12 protein-coding genes are annotated in these 14,303 nt (G+C 64.9%); 8 read left to right on the top strand and 4 right to left on the bottom strand.

Going from position 1 to position 14,303, the window contains the following annotated elements; genetic code table 11:
- Nucleotides 1–28: 28 nt before the first annotated feature.
- Both AB4Z37_RS12920 and AB4Z37_RS12915 read right to left on the bottom strand, forming a co-directional pair.
- Entirely contained in the window at nucleotides 29–637 is a 609-nt protein-coding gene (locus tag AB4Z37_RS12920) for a Maf family protein (RefSeq protein WP_441517139.1), read from the bottom strand.
- A gap of 4 nt (nucleotides 638–641) precedes the next feature.
- Complete coding sequence (locus AB4Z37_RS12915; protein ID WP_441517138.1) at nucleotides 642–1,478, bottom strand: pyruvate, water dikinase regulatory protein; 837 nt, start codon at nucleotides 1,476–1,478, stop codon at nucleotides 642–644.
- 359 nt (nucleotides 1,479–1,837) lie between these two features.
- Between AB4Z37_RS12915 and hemE the strand changes: the two genes are divergently transcribed.
- The 3 genes from hemE to rho all read left to right on the top strand — a co-directional run bounded on the left by hemE (nucleotide 1,838) and on the right by rho (nucleotide 4,905).
- The gene (gene hemE / locus AB4Z37_RS12910; protein WP_441517137.1) at nucleotides 1,838–2,878 is read left to right on the top strand and encodes a uroporphyrinogen decarboxylase; all 1,041 of its coding nucleotides are present in this window, start codon (nucleotides 1,838–1,840) and stop codon (nucleotides 2,876–2,878) included.
- A gap of 8 nt (nucleotides 2,879–2,886) precedes the next feature.
- On the top strand, nucleotides 2,887–3,309 hold the full coding sequence (gene hemJ / locus AB4Z37_RS12905; RefSeq protein WP_441517136.1) for a protoporphyrinogen oxidase HemJ: 423 nt from the start codon (nucleotides 2,887–2,889) through the stop codon (nucleotides 3,307–3,309).
- 330 nt (nucleotides 3,310–3,639) lie between these two features.
- A complete protein-coding gene (gene rho, locus AB4Z37_RS12900; protein ID WP_211968667.1) occupies nucleotides 3,640–4,905 on the top strand; it encodes a transcription termination factor Rho in 1,266 nt (421 codons plus the stop codon).
- 75 nt (nucleotides 4,906–4,980) lie between these two features.
- On the opposite strand, the gene AB4Z37_RS12895 is transcribed toward rho, so the two are convergent.
- Complete coding sequence (locus tag AB4Z37_RS12895; RefSeq protein WP_441517135.1) at nucleotides 4,981–7,017, bottom strand: thioredoxin domain-containing protein; 2,037 nt, start codon at nucleotides 7,015–7,017, stop codon at nucleotides 4,981–4,983.
- Nucleotides 7,018–7,140: 123 nt separating this feature from the next.
- On the opposite strand from AB4Z37_RS12895, the gene mnmE reads away from it, so the two are divergent.
- The 5 genes from mnmE to AB4Z37_RS12870 all read left to right on the top strand — a co-directional run bounded on the left by mnmE (nucleotide 7,141) and on the right by AB4Z37_RS12870 (nucleotide 13,119).
- Complete coding sequence (mnmE, locus tag AB4Z37_RS12890) at nucleotides 7,141–8,478, top strand: tRNA uridine-5-carboxymethylaminomethyl(34) synthesis GTPase MnmE (RefSeq protein ID WP_441517134.1); 1,338 nt, start codon at nucleotides 7,141–7,143, stop codon at nucleotides 8,476–8,478.
- 196 nt (nucleotides 8,479–8,674) lie between these two features.
- Nucleotides 8,675–10,570 (top strand): tRNA uridine-5-carboxymethylaminomethyl(34) synthesis enzyme MnmG, encoded by a 1,896-nt coding sequence (gene mnmG, locus AB4Z37_RS12885; protein WP_441517133.1) that lies wholly within the window; start codon nucleotides 8,675–8,677, stop codon nucleotides 10,568–10,570.
- A gap of 23 nt (nucleotides 10,571–10,593) precedes the next feature.
- Nucleotides 10,594–11,289 (top strand): 16S rRNA (guanine(527)-N(7))-methyltransferase RsmG, encoded by a 696-nt coding sequence (gene rsmG / locus AB4Z37_RS12880; protein WP_441517132.1) that lies wholly within the window; start codon nucleotides 10,594–10,596, stop codon nucleotides 11,287–11,289.
- A complete protein-coding gene (locus AB4Z37_RS12875; RefSeq protein ID WP_441517131.1) occupies nucleotides 11,286–12,140 on the top strand; it encodes a ParA family protein in 855 nt (284 codons plus the stop codon). Before rsmG ends, AB4Z37_RS12875 begins: the two co-directional genes overlap by 4 nt.
- Before the next feature lie 97 nt (nucleotides 12,141–12,237).
- On the top strand, nucleotides 12,238–13,119 hold the full coding sequence (locus tag AB4Z37_RS12870) for a ParB/RepB/Spo0J family partition protein (protein WP_441517130.1): 882 nt from the start codon (nucleotides 12,238–12,240) through the stop codon (nucleotides 13,117–13,119).
- A gap of 151 nt (nucleotides 13,120–13,270) precedes the next feature.
- Here AB4Z37_RS12870 and holA read toward each other — a convergent pair whose 3' ends face one another.
- Complete coding sequence (gene holA / locus AB4Z37_RS12865; RefSeq protein ID WP_441517129.1) at nucleotides 13,271–14,299, bottom strand: DNA polymerase III subunit delta; 1,029 nt, start codon at nucleotides 14,297–14,299, stop codon at nucleotides 13,271–13,273.
- Nucleotides 14,300–14,303 lie beyond the last annotated feature (4 nt).

Raw genomic sequence — 14,303 nt, 5'->3', positions numbered from 1 at the left:
CACGCGACAGCGGCCAGCCATCGTCGGCCTAAAACGCAAGCACGCCTTCGCTGCGGAAGAAATCCAGCAGCGGCAGCAGCGGCAGGCCGAGAATGGTGAAATGGTCACCCTCGATCCGCTCGAACAGGTGCACGCCGAGCTTCTCAAGCTGATAGGCCCCGACCGTGGTCGTGACGGCATCGCCCGCCGCATCGAGGTAGGCCGAGATCGCCGTCGCCGCCAGCGGGCGCATGGTCAGCCGCGCCACCGCGACATGCTCGAACAGCAGATCGCCATCACGCGCCACCGCGACGGCACTATGCAGCTCATGGGCCTGACCCGCCAGCGCCTGCAGCTGATCGAAGGCCTCGGCGCGTCCGGCCGGCTTGTTGAACAGGCGCTGGCCGAGCGCCAGCGTCTGGTCGGCGCCGATCACCAGATGACCGGGCTGCGACGCCGCCACCGCGCGCGCCTTCTCGCCCGCCAGCAGCCGCGCGACATCGCCAGGCGACGTCAGGCCAGATGACTGCTGGATTGTCCGCTCGTCGATGGCGGCGGGAATGGCGGCGCAGGCGAGCCCGGCCTGCTGCAGCAACATCAGGCGCGAACGGCTTTGCGAGGCGAGAACGAGCGGCGTGTCGCCGCGCCACAGCGTCATCGTATCATCCCCGTTGCCGCTGCCGGTCGGCAAAGAGCTTCATGATCGCGGCCGCGGTTTCCTCGATCGAGCGGCGGGTGACGTCGATCAGCGGCCAGTTGTACCTGGCGCTGAGCCGGCGCGCGAAGGTGACTTCATCGGTCACGGCCTGGCGATCGATATAGGTATCGTTGTCGACCCGGGCACCGATGCCGAGCAGGCGGTTCTGGCGGATCTGGATCAGGCGCTCCGGCGCGGCATGCAGGCTGACCACCAGCGGCTTGGTCAGCGTTTCGAGCTGCCGCGGGATTGGAATACCGGGAACCAACGGCACGTTGGCGGTGCGCACGCCGCGGTTGGCAAGATAGATCGACGTCGGCGTCTTGGAGGTGCGCGACACGCCGACCAGCACGACATCGGCCTCCTCCAGCCCCTCCACATGCTGACCGTCGTCATGCATCATGGTGTAGTTCAGGGCGTCGATGCGCTTGAAATATTCGGCATTGAGGGTGTGCTGCGCACCCACCCGGTGCGAGGTCGAGACCCCGAGATAGGCCTGGAACAATTGCAGCACCGGCCCGATGATCGACAGGCTCGGAATGTTGATTTCCTTGCACTTGCCCTCGAGACGGGACACCAGCTCCTCTTCGAGCAGGGTGAACAGCACGATGCCCGGCGATTCCTCGATCTCGGCCAGCACACGGTCGAGCTGCTTCTGGCTGCGCACCAGCGGATAGACGTGCTCGACCGGGCTGACATGGGAGTACTGCGCCGCCACCGCGCGCGCCACCGTGATCAGCGTCTCGCCAGTGGAGTCCGACACCATATGAAGGTGAAAATAGTTGCCGGTGCTAGTCGTCATCGCACCGGATATCCTGTGAATCAATGTGGGGTGTTCGCGGCATGATCGGAGGAGGGCCCGTCGGCTCTGGACAACGCTGGTTTTGCTTCACAGCCCTTCTTATGGGATGAAGTGCGGCGAACGTGGGCGATGATAGTCAGGTTATGTGGATTTGTCTCTTGATAATCGCCGCCAAACGTCCGCGAAGTCCTTCAAAATCATCGTGTTTCGGCGCCGGCCGAAAGCAGCGGGATGACGCGGATAAGTCCGTCGGGGTGTGGACAGGACGGGGACAGGGAGTCGAGGGTTTTGTGTGAGTCCAGTCCACCGCCTAACAACTACTAACCTAAGAATCTTAGAATAGATTTTAGAGAAGAGAGATGGACGGCAAGTCAGTGCGTAACCCTGTTCTCGAAGTGCTGGCTGGTCAGTCGGCGACCACCCCTCCCGTCTGGATGATGCGGCAGGCAGGACGCTACCTGCCGGAGTATCGCGAGCTGCGCGCCAAGGCCGGCTCGTTCCTCGACCTGTGCTTCAATCCGGACATGGCCGCCGAGGTGACCCTGCAACCGATCCGCCGGTTCGGTTTCAATGCGGCGATTTTGTTTTCCGACATCCTGGTGATCCCGCATGCTCTCGGCCAGACCGTAAGGTTTGCCGTCGGGGAGGGGCCGCAGCTTGCACCTTTGGGGGACGAGGCGGCGATCGACCGTTTGCCTGTGAATGTCGATCAGGCGATTCTGGCGCCGGTCTACGAAACCGTGCGGCGGGTAAGGACGGCTCTTGATCCGTCGGTGGCGCTGCTCGGCTTTTGCGGCGCGCCGTGGACGGTCGCGACCTATATGATCGCGGGCCATGGAACACCGGATCAGGCGCCGGCACGGCTGTTCGCCTATCGTCATCCGGCTGCATTCGGCAGATTGATCGATCGCCTGGTCGACAACTCGATCGTTTATCTCCATCGCCAGATCGAGGCGGGTGCCGATGCGGTCCAGCTGTTCGACACGTGGGCGGGTGTGCTGCCGCCGGAAGAATTCGTCCGATGGTGCATCGAACCGGCGGCACGCATCGTCGAGGGCCTGCGGCGACTGGTTCCGGATGTCAAAGTGATCGGTTTTCCGCGCGGCGCCGGCGCCATGCTCGGCGATTACATCGATCGGGTCGCGGTGAACGCCGTCAGCGTCGACTGGATGGCTGATCGCTCCATGATCCGGTCACGGATTCAGCCCAAGGTCGCGGTGCAGGGCAATCTCGATCCACTGGTGCTGCTTGCCGGCGGCGAGGCACTCGATCGCGCTGTTGATCGCATTCTCGCCGAATTCGGCAGCGGTCGTTTCATCTTCAATCTCGGTCACGGCATCCTGCCGGAGACGCCGATCGCCCACGTCGAGCGCATGCTTGCGCGGGTGCGCAAGGGCTGAGGTGAGCAATGTACGAGTGGTTGAAGGCGCTGCATGTCATCGCCGTGATCTCGTGGATGGCGGGCATGCTGTATCTGCCGCGGCTGTTTGTTTATCACTGCGATGCGGAGGTCGGATCGAAGCAGTCCGAGACCTTCAAGGTGATGGAACGGCGGCTGCTGAAGGCGATCATCAACCCGGCGATGGTTGTGACCTGGGTGGTGGGACTTTACCTCGCCTGGTCCGGTCACCTGTACACGGCGCCCTGGTTTCAGGTGAAATTCGTACTGGTGCTGGCGATGTCGGCGCTGCACGGGTTCTTCACCGCGCGGGTGCGGGACTTCGCTCTTGACCGAAACGCCCGAAGTCAAAAATTTTATCGTATTATCAACGAGGTAGTCACGTTGATAATGGTCGGCATCGTCGTCATGGTGATCGTCAGGCCGTTCTGACGGCGTGATCTCGGCCGCCGATGCTGCTGCCGAGCGATTCGCACGCCTGGATAGAACGGGCGTGCCGGCACACTGGCTGCGGCTGCGTCATGGTGCCGTGGAAACGATCTTGCGTAACGCAGCGCCGCTTTCTATATTTGTGACATCCCACCCAACGCAGGCGGATGTGGTTGTGACGCGGTTTGTTTTCTGAACCGGTCGCCACATCAAGTTCCAGGCCCGTCAACGGTTCCTTCGCGCTCAAGACCTGCGGATTTCCCTTCTGGTCGCAATCCGCTCAGTCGACGCCGCCCTGCTCCATCCCCTCTCCGCACCCACCAGGACCATCCCATGCGGGAAATGAAACTCCAGGACCTCAAGTCCAAGACCCCAGCCGAACTCGTCTCATTCGCGGAAGAGCTTGGGGTCGAGAATGCCAGCACCATGCGCAAGCAGGAGCTGATGTTCGCCATTCTCAAACAGCTGGCCATTCAGGAAATCGACATCATCGGCGAAGGCGTCGTCGAGGTGCTGCCGGATGGCTTCGGCTTTCTGCGCTCGCCGGACGCAAACTACCTGCCCGGCCCGGACGACATCTACGTTTCGCCGTCGCAGATCCGCCGTTTCGGCCTGCGCACCGGCGATACCATCGAAGGCCACATTCGCTCGCCTAAGGAAGGCGAGCGCTACTTCGCGCTGCTGAAGGTCAACACCCTCAATTTCGAGGATCCCGAAAAGGCCAAGCACAAGGTCAATTTTGACAACCTGACGCCGCTCTTCCCGGACGAGCGCTTCCGTCTCGAGCTCGAGGATCCGACCCGCAAGGACCTCTCGGCCCGCGTCATCGACATCGTGGCGCCGATCGGCAAGGGCCAGCGCGCACTGATCGTCGCGCCGCCGCGCACGGGTAAGACCGTGCTGATGCAGAACATCGCGCACTCGATCACCGCGAATCATCCCGAGTGCTACCTGATCGTGCTGCTGATCGACGAGCGTCCCGAAGAAGTCACGGACATGCAGCGCTCGGTGAAGGGCGAAGTGGTGTCGTCGACCTTCGACGAACCGGCGGTGCGTCACGTCCAGGTTGCGGAAATGGTGATCGAGAAGGCCAAGCGCCTGGTCGAGCATGGCCGCGACGTCGTCATCCTGCTGGATTCGATCACCCGCCTCGGCCGTGCCTACAACACCGTGGTGCCGTCCTCAGGCAAGGTGCTGACCGGCGGTGTCGACGCCAACGCCCTGCAGCGCCCGAAGCGCTTCTTCGGTGCGGCGCGCAACATCGAGGAGGGCGGCTCGCTGACCATCATCGCGACCGCGCTGGTCGACACCGGCAGCCGCATGGACGAAGTGATCTTCGAAGAGTTCAAGGGAACCGGCAACTCGGAACTGATCCTCGACCGCAAGGTGTCGGACAAGCGTACCTTCCCGGCGATCGACATCACCCGCTCCGGCACCCGCAAGGAAGAGCTGCTCACCGATCCGCAGCAGCTCAAGAAGATGTACGTGCTGCGCCGCATCCTCAACCCGATGGGCACCATGGATGCGATCGACTTCCTGCTCGACAAGCTGCGCAACACCAAGAGCAACTCAGAGTTCTTCGATTCGATGAACACCTGATTCGAACGGCATTGCTGACAATTGCGGCCGGATCGCTGAGGAAGCGGTCCGGCCGTTTTCATTTGCGGTGAGCTGTTATGTCGCTTGTGGCCGGACGAGAGCGGCCAGAGCCCCGGGATCCGTGACCGGCAGCGAGCAGCTCTGACCGCGGCAGACGAAGGCGGCGCCCTTGCCGCGCGCGGCGGTGATCTTGTCCCGGGCGGGATGGTCGGTCGCGAGCCGATCGGCCGCGGTGACATGGCAGATGATTACAGTCGCATACGGCAGACGACGGGCCGCGGCGAGGAGAGATCGCGCCGTGTCGTCGTCGCCGGTGACGACGATCTCGGCGCCGGTCAGATGAAGGTCGAGTGCGTTGAGCACCGACAGGTGCCCGAACACATTGTCGGAGGCCTTCGGCAGCAACATACCGAACAGATCGTCGCGCCGCCGGCGCCAATGGTCATCGCCAGTCAGCACCGCGAGGCGGACGAGATTCTGTGCGATCAATCCGACATGGTTCGGAATGACATCGTCGACCGTCGCATGCGGCCGCACGATCAGGCCCTCAGCATCGTCGGCCGTGAGATAGTAGCCGCCGTGTTCGGGATCGGTGTAGTGGCGGTCGAGCGCGCGTTGCCACCGGATCGCCTGCTCAAGGAAACTGCCATCACCGGTGGCCTCATGGAGAGCGAGGCCTGCGCGAATCATCGCGGCAAAGTCGGAGGCGAGGCCGGGCAGCAGCAGTTTGCCGCTGCGTAATGAGTGGCCGAGACGATCGTCCCGTGTCATCTGCTGGGTGATGACGCCGAAGGTCGTGCGTGCGACCGCCAGCCAATCCGGCCGGTCGAATGCCTGCGCGGCGTGAGCCAGCGCGGTGATCACCAGCCCGTTCCAGTCCGCGAGCACTTTGTCGTCGAGGCCAGGGCGAACGCGCTTGTCACGCGCGGCAAGAAGTTTTGCCCGTAGTGTCGCAAGACGCGGCTCATCGACCTCGGCGTTGCCGACATCTGCGAGACGATTGAGGATGGAGTGGCCTTCGAAATTGCCGGCCGCAGTGACGTCATAAGCCGCGTTGAACAGCGCCGCGTCGGCGGGGCCGAGCAGTTGTTCGATCTCGGCCGGCGACCAGACATAGAATTTGCCTTCCGCGCCGTCCGAATCCGCATCGAGCGATGACGCGAAGCCGCCGTCGGTGATTTGCATGTCACGCTGCAACCAGCCGACGGTTTCCTCAGTGCGCCGACGGAACAACGGGTTCGCGGCGCGGCTGTGTTCGAGCGCAAGCAGGTCGAGGATCTGTGCATTGTCGTAGAGCATCTTCTCGAAGTGCGGCACCAGCCAGCGCTCGTCGACCGAGTAGCGCGCATAGCCGCCGCCGAGATGGTCGTAGATGCCGCCTTCACTCATCTGCGTCAGCGCCAGCGTGCTGGTGACGAAGAAGCGCGGATCTGATGTCCGCGCGCCGGCGCGCCAGAGGAATTCGAGCATCGTGCACTGGGGAAATTTCGGCGCGCCACGCAAGCCGCCATGCACGGGATCGGTCGCGCGCGCGATCGACACCGCGGCATTGTCGAGTTCGGTCGTGCCGAGGCTGCCGGGGTTGTCGACGCGCGCACGATGCGCGAGGCGAGCGGTGAGGGCGCTGCGGTTGTTTGCGACCTTGTCCGGCTCGTCGTGGAAGACACGCGCCACCTCGCGCAGCACATCGCTGAAGGCGGCGCGGCCGTGCTGCGCGTGTTTGGGAAAATAGGTGCCGCCCCAGAACGGCGCGCCGTCGGGCGCCAGGAACATGGTCAGCGGCCAGCCGCCTGGTTCGCCGAGGTGATGCAGCGCGGTCATGTAGATCTGGTCGATGTCGGGCCGCTCCTCGCGGTCGACCTTGATGTTCACGAACAGCGTGTTCATCAGCTGCGCTGTCGCAGCATCCTCGAAACTTTCATGTGCCATGACATGGCACCAGTGGCAGGCGGCATAGCCGACCGACAGCAGGATGGGTTTGTTGGTTCGCTGCGCCTCGGCCAGGGCGGCGGGGCCCCACGGCCACCAGTCCACGGGGTTGGATTGATGCTGCAGCAGGTAAGGGCTCGTTTCCGCAGCGAGGCGATTATTGTGCGATGCAATATAGGTCATTGGCCGACTTCTGAATTTGCTGCATCGCAGCATAATCTTGTGATGTAAATTGTTGCGATGCAACATAACCGATGTCATGGGCCAAACCCTTTGCGGCGCGACATCTGCAGTGACAAATAGGCCATGGATTTCCGAGATCAAACCATCTTTGCGTTGTCGTCCGGACGAGCTCCGTCGGCGATCGCTGTCGTGCGCCTGTCCGGATCGCGCGCCGGGACTGTGCTCGATCATCTGTGTGGCCGCCGCCCATCGCCGCGCGTCGCGACGCTGGCGACGCTGCGGGACGGGTCCCGCCAGCCTATCGACGAGGCGGTAGCGCTGTGGTTTCCGGCGCCGCACAGCGCCACGGGTGAGGATGTCGCCGAGCTGCATGTCCATGGCGGACGCGCGGTGCTTGCCGCGCTGTTTGAAGTCCTCGGTGCCATGGAGGGCCTGCGCCCTGCCGAACCCGGCGAATTCACCCGGCGGGCATTCGAGAGCGGCAAGATCGATCTGACCGAGGCCGAGGGGATCGATGACCTGATCCATGCCGACACTGACCGGCAGCGGCGCCAGGCGCTGCGCCAGCTGAAGGGGCAGCTCGGCGCACAGGCCGAAATCTGGCGGCAGCAGATCATCGAGGCCTCGGCCCTGATCGAGGCCGGCATTGATTTTTCCGACGAGGGCGATGTGCCGGACAGCCTGACCGCGCCGGCGTTCGCGCGCATCGCGGCGCTGAAGTACGAGATCGAGACGGCGCTTGCAGCCTCCGCCCGAAGCGAGCGGCTGCGCGAGGGCCTGGTGGTTGCGATTGCTGGACCGCCCAATGCTGGCAAGTCGACCCTGCTCAACCGGCTGGCGCGGCGCGATGCTGCGATCGTCTCACCCCATGCCGGCACGACACGCGACGTCATCGAGGTGCATCTCGACCTCGACGGTTATCCGGTCACGCTGCTGGACACGGCGGGCGTTCGCGAGACCAGCGATCCGGTAGAGCAGGAAGGGGTGAGGCGTGCGCGGGATCGCGCGGCCTCGGCGGATCTTGTGCTCTGGATGACCGACGCCCGCGATGAGGGCGTCGATCCGTCAACCGCAGGCGATGGCGGCGCGCCGGTCTGGCGAGTGCGTAACAAAGTCGATCTCACGGATTTGGATGTCGCTGGCGCAGCCGGCGCTCAGGCTTTCGATATCTCGGCCGGGCGGGGCGACGGTCTCGATGATCTCACTGCAGCGTTGGTCGGATTTGCGGAAAGTTACTTCGGCGGGAGTGAGGCTGCCCTGGTTACGCGGACACGCCATAGGGTCCTTCTGCAGGATACCGTCGAGGGGTTGGGGCGAGCGCTCGCCGCACGGGAACTGGGTGATGAACTGATCGCGGAGGAGCTGCGCATGGCGGCGCGTTCCCTGGGACGGGTTACGGGCCGGGTCGATGTCGAAGACGTGCTGGATGTGATCTTCCGTGACTTCTGCATCGGGAAGTGATCCTGGATTGGGTCACGACGGCGGTGTTTCACGTGAAACACCGCTTGTTGCGGGGTGGCCGACCGATGTTTCACGTGAAACACGCCTTGAAGCGTTCCCGATGTTTCACGTGAAACGTTCCTGACGTGGTTAAGCATTCCTTAAGCCGCTCCGAATGCCTTTCGGGTTTCGTATTTGAGCTGTAGAAGTCCCGTCCATGAGCACATTCGATGTCATCGTGATCGGGGGCGGCCACGCCGGCTGTGAGGCGGCGACCGCGGCTGCCCGCATGGGTGCCCGGACGGCGCTGGTGACCCATCAGTTTGCCACCATCGGGGCGATGTCCTGCAATCCGGCGATCGGTGGGCTCGGAAAGGGCCATCTGGTGCGGGAAGTGGACGCCCTGGACGGTGTCATGGGCCGGGTAGCGGACGCTGGCGGCATTCAGTTCCGCCTGCTCAATCGCCGGAAGGGTCCTGCCGTGCGCGGACCGCGGGCGCAGGCCGATCGCAAGCTCTATGCCGCGGCCATGCAGGCCGCGATCCGGGACACCGCCAATCTCGACGTCGTCGAGGGGGAGGCGGAGGCTTTTCTGTGGTCCAGCGGCCGGATCACCGGCCTTCGACTGGCCGACGGGCGTGAATTCGCCTGCGGTGCGGTGGTCGTGACCACCGGCACGTTCCTGCGGGGGCTGATTCACCTCGGTGAGACCTCCTGGCCGGCCGGTCGGGTGGGTGAGGCGCCTGCGATGGGGCTCTCCACATCGTTTGAGCAGATCGGTTTCAGCCTCGGCCGCCTCAAGACCGGCACGCCGCCGCGGCTCGACGGCACCACCATCGACTGGACGGCGGTCGAAATGCAGCCCGGTGACAATCCGCCGGAGCCGTTTTCGGTCCTGACCCGCAAGATCACCACGCCGCAGATCGAATGTGGCATCACCCGCACCACTCCCGCCACCCATGAGGTGATCCGGGCCAATGTGCATCGCTCGCCGATGTATTCCGGCCAGATCCAAAGCCGCGGGCCGCGCTATTGTCCCTCCATCGAGGACAAGATCGTGCGGTTCGGCGACCGCGACGGCCATCAGATCTTCCTGGAGCCGGAAGGCCTCGACGATCCCACAGTCTATCCCAACGGGATCTCGACCTCGCTGCCGGAAGAGGTGCAGAAGGCGATCCTGGCGACGATTCCGGGGTGCGAGCGGGTGCGGATGATCCGGCCCGGCTACGCCATCGAATACGATCACGTCGATCCGCGCGAACTCGATCCGACACTGCAGGCCCGCCGGATGCCGGGCCTGTTCCTGGCGGGTCAGATCAATGGCACCACGGGCTATGAGGAGGCGGCCGCCCAGGGCCTGGTCGCCGGTCTCAATGCCGCGCTGGTTGCGGGCGGCGCAGATCCCATCGTGTTCGACCGCGCCGACGGCTATCTCGGGGTGATGATCGATGATCTCGTCACCCGCGGCATCACCGAACCGTACCGGATGTTCACCTCGCGTGCCGAATATCGCCTGACCTTGCGTGCCGATAACGCCGACCAGCGCCTGACGGCGCGCGGCATCGCGCTCGGCTGCGTTGGTGCCGAGCGGCGTGCCTTCCATGAGACCAAGATGGCGGCGCTGGACGCGGCCAAGAGCCTCGCGCAGTCGCTGTCGATCACCCCGACCGAAGCCAACAAGCGGGGGCTCGCGCTCAACCGTGACGGTCATCGCCGCTCGGCCTTTGACCTCCTGTCCTACCCCGAGATCGGCTGGGCGACGCTGGCTGGTATCTGGCCGGAACTGAACGGGGTCGATCCCTCGATTGCCGAGCATGTCGAGATCGATGCCAAGTACGACGTCTACCTCGCGCGCCAGACCGCCGACGTCGACGCCTTCCGGCGTGACGAAAGCCTGCTGCTGGCGGACGTCGATTACGCCGACGTACCGGGACTATCCAACGAGGTGCGGCAGAAGCTGACGACCGCACAACCGCGCACTGTCGGACAGGCCGGCCGGATCGATGGCGTGACGCCGGCGGCGCTCGGCATTCTCGCCGCATATCTGCGGCGCCAGGCGCGCAGCCGCAACCGGACGGACGATGTCGGCCGCGCGGCGGCCGGCCCGACGTGACCTCGAACTGAAAGGTGACAGCCGTGGCCCGTGCGCCGGCGTCCAAGACATCCTCCCTCTCGCCCGCCGACAAGGCGGCGGCCCTGGCGCTGACGCCGGTGTCGCCCGCGCTCGAGGCGCGGCTCGACCGCTATGTCGAACTGCTGCTGACCTGGCAGGCGACCACCAACCTGGTTGCGCCCTCGACGCTGCCCCAGCTGTGGACACGGCACATCGCCGATTCGCTGCAGCTTCTGACGCTGGCCCCGGCGGCGCGGATCTGGATCGACCTCGGCAGCGGCGGCGGCTTTCCCGGCGTCGTACTGGCCTGTGCCATGGCGGAGCACGATGGCGCGATGGTCCATCTTGTCGAGCGCAACGCCAAGAAGGCTGCGTTCCTGCGGGAGGCGCTGCGCGTCACCGGCGGCCGCGGCACGGTGCACCTGTCGGATATCGTGGATTATGTGGATAGTAACCATGACCGTGCCGATTGCATCACCGCGCGCGCCCTGGCTTCGCTTAACGTCTTGTTAGGATTTGCAAAATCTCCCGTTGCGTTGGGCGCGAAAGCTCTGTTCCTCAAGGGACAAGATGTAGAGTCCGAATTGACGGAAGCCACTAAATATTGGAATATTAAGCCAATCCTTCATCCTAGCCGCACCGGACAGGGCTGGATCGCCGAATTCGATGGGATCGAACGGCGCTCTGCATCCCCGGCAACCCAACGGTCCTGCGCATGAGCGAAAATATTAAAGAAAATCAAGACTTTAACCAGGGCGACGCGGAGCCGTTCCGGCCGCGCATCATTGCGCTCGCCAATCAGAAGGGCGGTGTCGGCAAGACCACCACCGCCATCAACCTCGGCACAGCACTCGCCGCCATCGGCGAGCGGGTGCTGATCGTCGACCTCGATCCCCAAGGCAACGCCTCGACCGGCCTCGGCATCGACCGTCGTCATCGCGACTGCTCGACCTATGACGTGCTGATCGGCGAGGCGCCGCTGCGTGAGGCGATCGTGGCAACCGCGGTGCCGCGGCTGCACATCGCGCCCTCGACCCTCGACCTGTCGGGCCTCGAGCTCGAGCTCGGCACCGCGCGGGACCGCGCCTTCCGCCTGCGCAACGCCATCGCCGCGCTCAACGACAATCATGCCGAGGGCCAGGACTTCACCTATGTGCTGGTCGACTGCCCGCCGTCGCTCAACCTGATCACGGTCAACGCCATGGCCGCGTCGGACGCGATCCTGGTGCCGCTGCAGTGCGAGTTCTTCGCGCTGGAAGGTCTGTCGCAACTGCTGCAGACCGTGGAGCAGGTGCGCTCGACGCTGAACCCGAACCTGTCGATCCACGGCATCGTCATGACGATGTTCGACTCGCGCAACAACCTGTCGAACCAGGTCGTCGCCGACGTGCGCCAGTTCATGGGCAGCAAGGTCTACGACACCATGATCCCGCGCAACGTGCGTATCTCCGAGGCGCCGTCCTACGGCAAGCCGGTGCTGGTGTACGACCTCAAATGCGTCGGCAGCGAAGCCTATCTCAAGCTCGCCACCGAGGTGATCCAGCGCGAGCGTGAGCTGCGCACGCACTGACGTGTTTCCGGCTGCGCGCGAATGGTCGCGCGCGCCGCTTCGTTTCTGACAGTCATGCCGAGAGTGGAGCGCGAAGTTGAATCCGAGGGAGATGGCGATGGCCGATGAGGCGCGCTCGCGGTTGGGACGTGGTCTGGCAAGCCTGATCGGCGACGTCGGCGGCGAAGCCGCAGCGCATGCCGAGCGGCCGCGCGCGCAGCGCAAGGTGCCGATCGAATTCCTCAAGGCCAATCCGCGCAACCCGCGCCGCAGCTTCGACGACGGCGAGCTCAACGAGCTCGCGGCCTCGATCAAGGAGCACGGTGTCATTCAGCCGATCGTGGTCCGTCCGCTCAAGGGCTCGACCGATCGCTTCGAGATCATCGCCGGCGAGCGGCGCTGGCGCGCGTCGCAGCGCGCCGGCCTGCACGAGGTGCCGATCGTTCCGATCGAGGTCAGCGACACCGACGCGCTCGAGATCATGATCATCGAGAACGTCCAGCGCGAGGACCTCAACGCGATGGAAGAGGCGCGCGGCTACCACGCGCTCGCCGACGAGTTCAAGCACACCCAGGAGACCATCGCCAAGGTCGTCGGCAAGAGCCGCAGCCATGTCGCCAACATGATGCGGCTGACCAGGCTGCCCGACGACGTGCAGGCGCTGATCTCGTCCGGCCAGATTTCCGCGGGCCATGCCCGCGCGCTGATCGGCGTGCCGGATCCGGTCGCTGCCGCACAGCGCATCGTCGCGGAAGGCCTCAGCGTGCGCCAGACCGAGGAGCTCGCGCACGAGGCCGGCGTGCCGGAGCGCAAGCCGCAGAAGCCGCGCGCCGCCAAGGCCGCCAAGGACGCGGACACGATTGCGCTGGAGAAGCGCATCAGCGACGCGCTCGGCATGAAGATCAGCGTCGAGCACCGCGACCCCGGCGGCACCGTGCAGATCAAATACAGCGATCTCGATCAGCTCGACGAGATCGTCCGCCGGCTCGAGCAGGGTTAGCTGTCAGCTGGCTCACCTGAAACGGCTGCGACATTCCCTGTCGGAGCTGTTGTCGTTTGACAGCCATGCTCTGCACGATCCAGCCTCAGGGCGGAACGCGACATCATCCAATGTGAGCTTTGCATTCCCCGCCGATGGGCAAGCGCTGGCCTCAGCCGCGCCGTCGCGTGTTGACCGCGATGGCCAGCAGCGCGCGCTGGGCGATCGCAGCCGCGAGGTCGGACTGCTTGCGCATCTCGAACGCGGCGTCGGCGAGTTGGGCGATGATCTTCATCAGCCGATCGGAGGTCGAGGCTTGCAGCGCGGCTTCGACCGCGCCTTTTCGCGAGAAGTGCAGCCGCGGAAAACCGGCCTCGGCGGCGGAGGATGCCGGCATGCCATCCTCGACCGACAGCCGCGCCTTGTGCAGCAGCGCCGCCTGGCGCTGCGCCGCCGCGACGATCATGCCGGGATAGGTGCCGGCGGCCACCGCCTTGGTGAATGCGCTTTCGACGTCGGCCGGCTTGCCGGCAAACGCGCCGTCGACGATGGCGTCGAGCGCGAGCGCCGAGGCGTCGGTGACCACGGCCATGACATGCTCGAGCGTCACCTCGCGGGTGCCGCGGGCATAGAGTGCAAGCTTGCGGATCTCGTTGCGTGACGCCTGGCGATCGCCGCCGAGCAGCGACATCAGCGTGGCGCGGGCGTCCTGGGCGATCCGCTGATCGAAGCTGCGCAGCTCGTCGTCGATCAGCTTGGCGAGGTCACGTTCGGTGTCGGGATAGCAGGCGATCGCAACCGCGGTCCTGGCGCGCTCGCAGGCCTTGCGCAGCGGCGCGTCGGGCCGCAGCTCGCCGGCCTCGATGACGATACGGCAATCCTTGGGCTGCATCTCGGCGAGGGTGTCGATGCCGCTGGAAAAATTCTTGCTGCCGGCGCGCACCCGAATGGCGCGGCGGCCGCCGAACAGCGGGATGGTCATGGCCTCGTCGACCAGCCGTGACGGCTCGCCGGCGAGCTCGTCGCCGTCGAGGCGGATCAGGGAAAACGGATCGTTGGGATCGTCGACCGCCGAGGCCATCAGCGCATCGGCGCGCTCGCGCACGAGCCCGGTGTCCGGTCCATACAACAGGATGATGGGCCGGCCGGGATCGGGCTTTGCCAGAAAGCTGTCGATCTCCTTGCCCCGAAGCGCGACCAAGGGC

The organism is Bradyrhizobium sp. 2TAF24 (genome assembly GCF_052115025.1).
Taxonomy (GTDB): Bacteria; Pseudomonadota; Alphaproteobacteria; order Rhizobiales; family Xanthobacteraceae; genus Bradyrhizobium_A.
This window is presented reverse-complemented; position numbering and strand designations above follow the sequence as displayed.

Excerpts from the sequence above, each read along its gene's own strand:
- AB4Z37_RS12870 (WP_441517130.1), top strand. The coding sequence starts at position 12,238 with ATGGCCGATGAGGCGCGCTCGCGGTTGGGACGTGGTCTGGCAAGCCTG.
- AB4Z37_RS12915 (WP_441517138.1), bottom strand. The coding sequence starts at position 1,478 with ATGACGACTAGCACCGGCAACTATTTTCACCTTCATATGGTGTCGGAC.
- rho (WP_211968667.1), top strand. The coding sequence starts at position 3,640 with ATGCGGGAAATGAAACTCCAGGACCTCAAGTCCAAGACCCCAGCCGAA.
- mnmE (WP_441517134.1), top strand. The coding sequence starts at position 7,141 with ATGGATTTCCGAGATCAAACCATCTTTGCGTTGTCGTCCGGACGAGCT.
- AB4Z37_RS12920 (WP_441517139.1), bottom strand. The coding sequence starts at position 637 with ATGACGCTGTGGCGCGGCGACACGCCGCTCGTTCTCGCCTCGCAAAGC.
- AB4Z37_RS12875 (WP_441517131.1), top strand. The coding sequence starts at position 11,286 with ATGAGCGAAAATATTAAAGAAAATCAAGACTTTAACCAGGGCGACGCG.
- hemE (WP_441517137.1), top strand. The coding sequence starts at position 1,838 with ATGGACGGCAAGTCAGTGCGTAACCCTGTTCTCGAAGTGCTGGCTGGT.
- AB4Z37_RS12895 (WP_441517135.1), bottom strand. The coding sequence starts at position 7,017 with ATGACCTATATTGCATCGCACAATAATCGCCTCGCTGCGGAAACGAGC.
- mnmG (WP_441517133.1), top strand. The coding sequence starts at position 8,675 with ATGAGCACATTCGATGTCATCGTGATCGGGGGCGGCCACGCCGGCTGT.
- hemJ (WP_441517136.1), top strand. The coding sequence starts at position 2,887 with ATGTACGAGTGGTTGAAGGCGCTGCATGTCATCGCCGTGATCTCGTGG.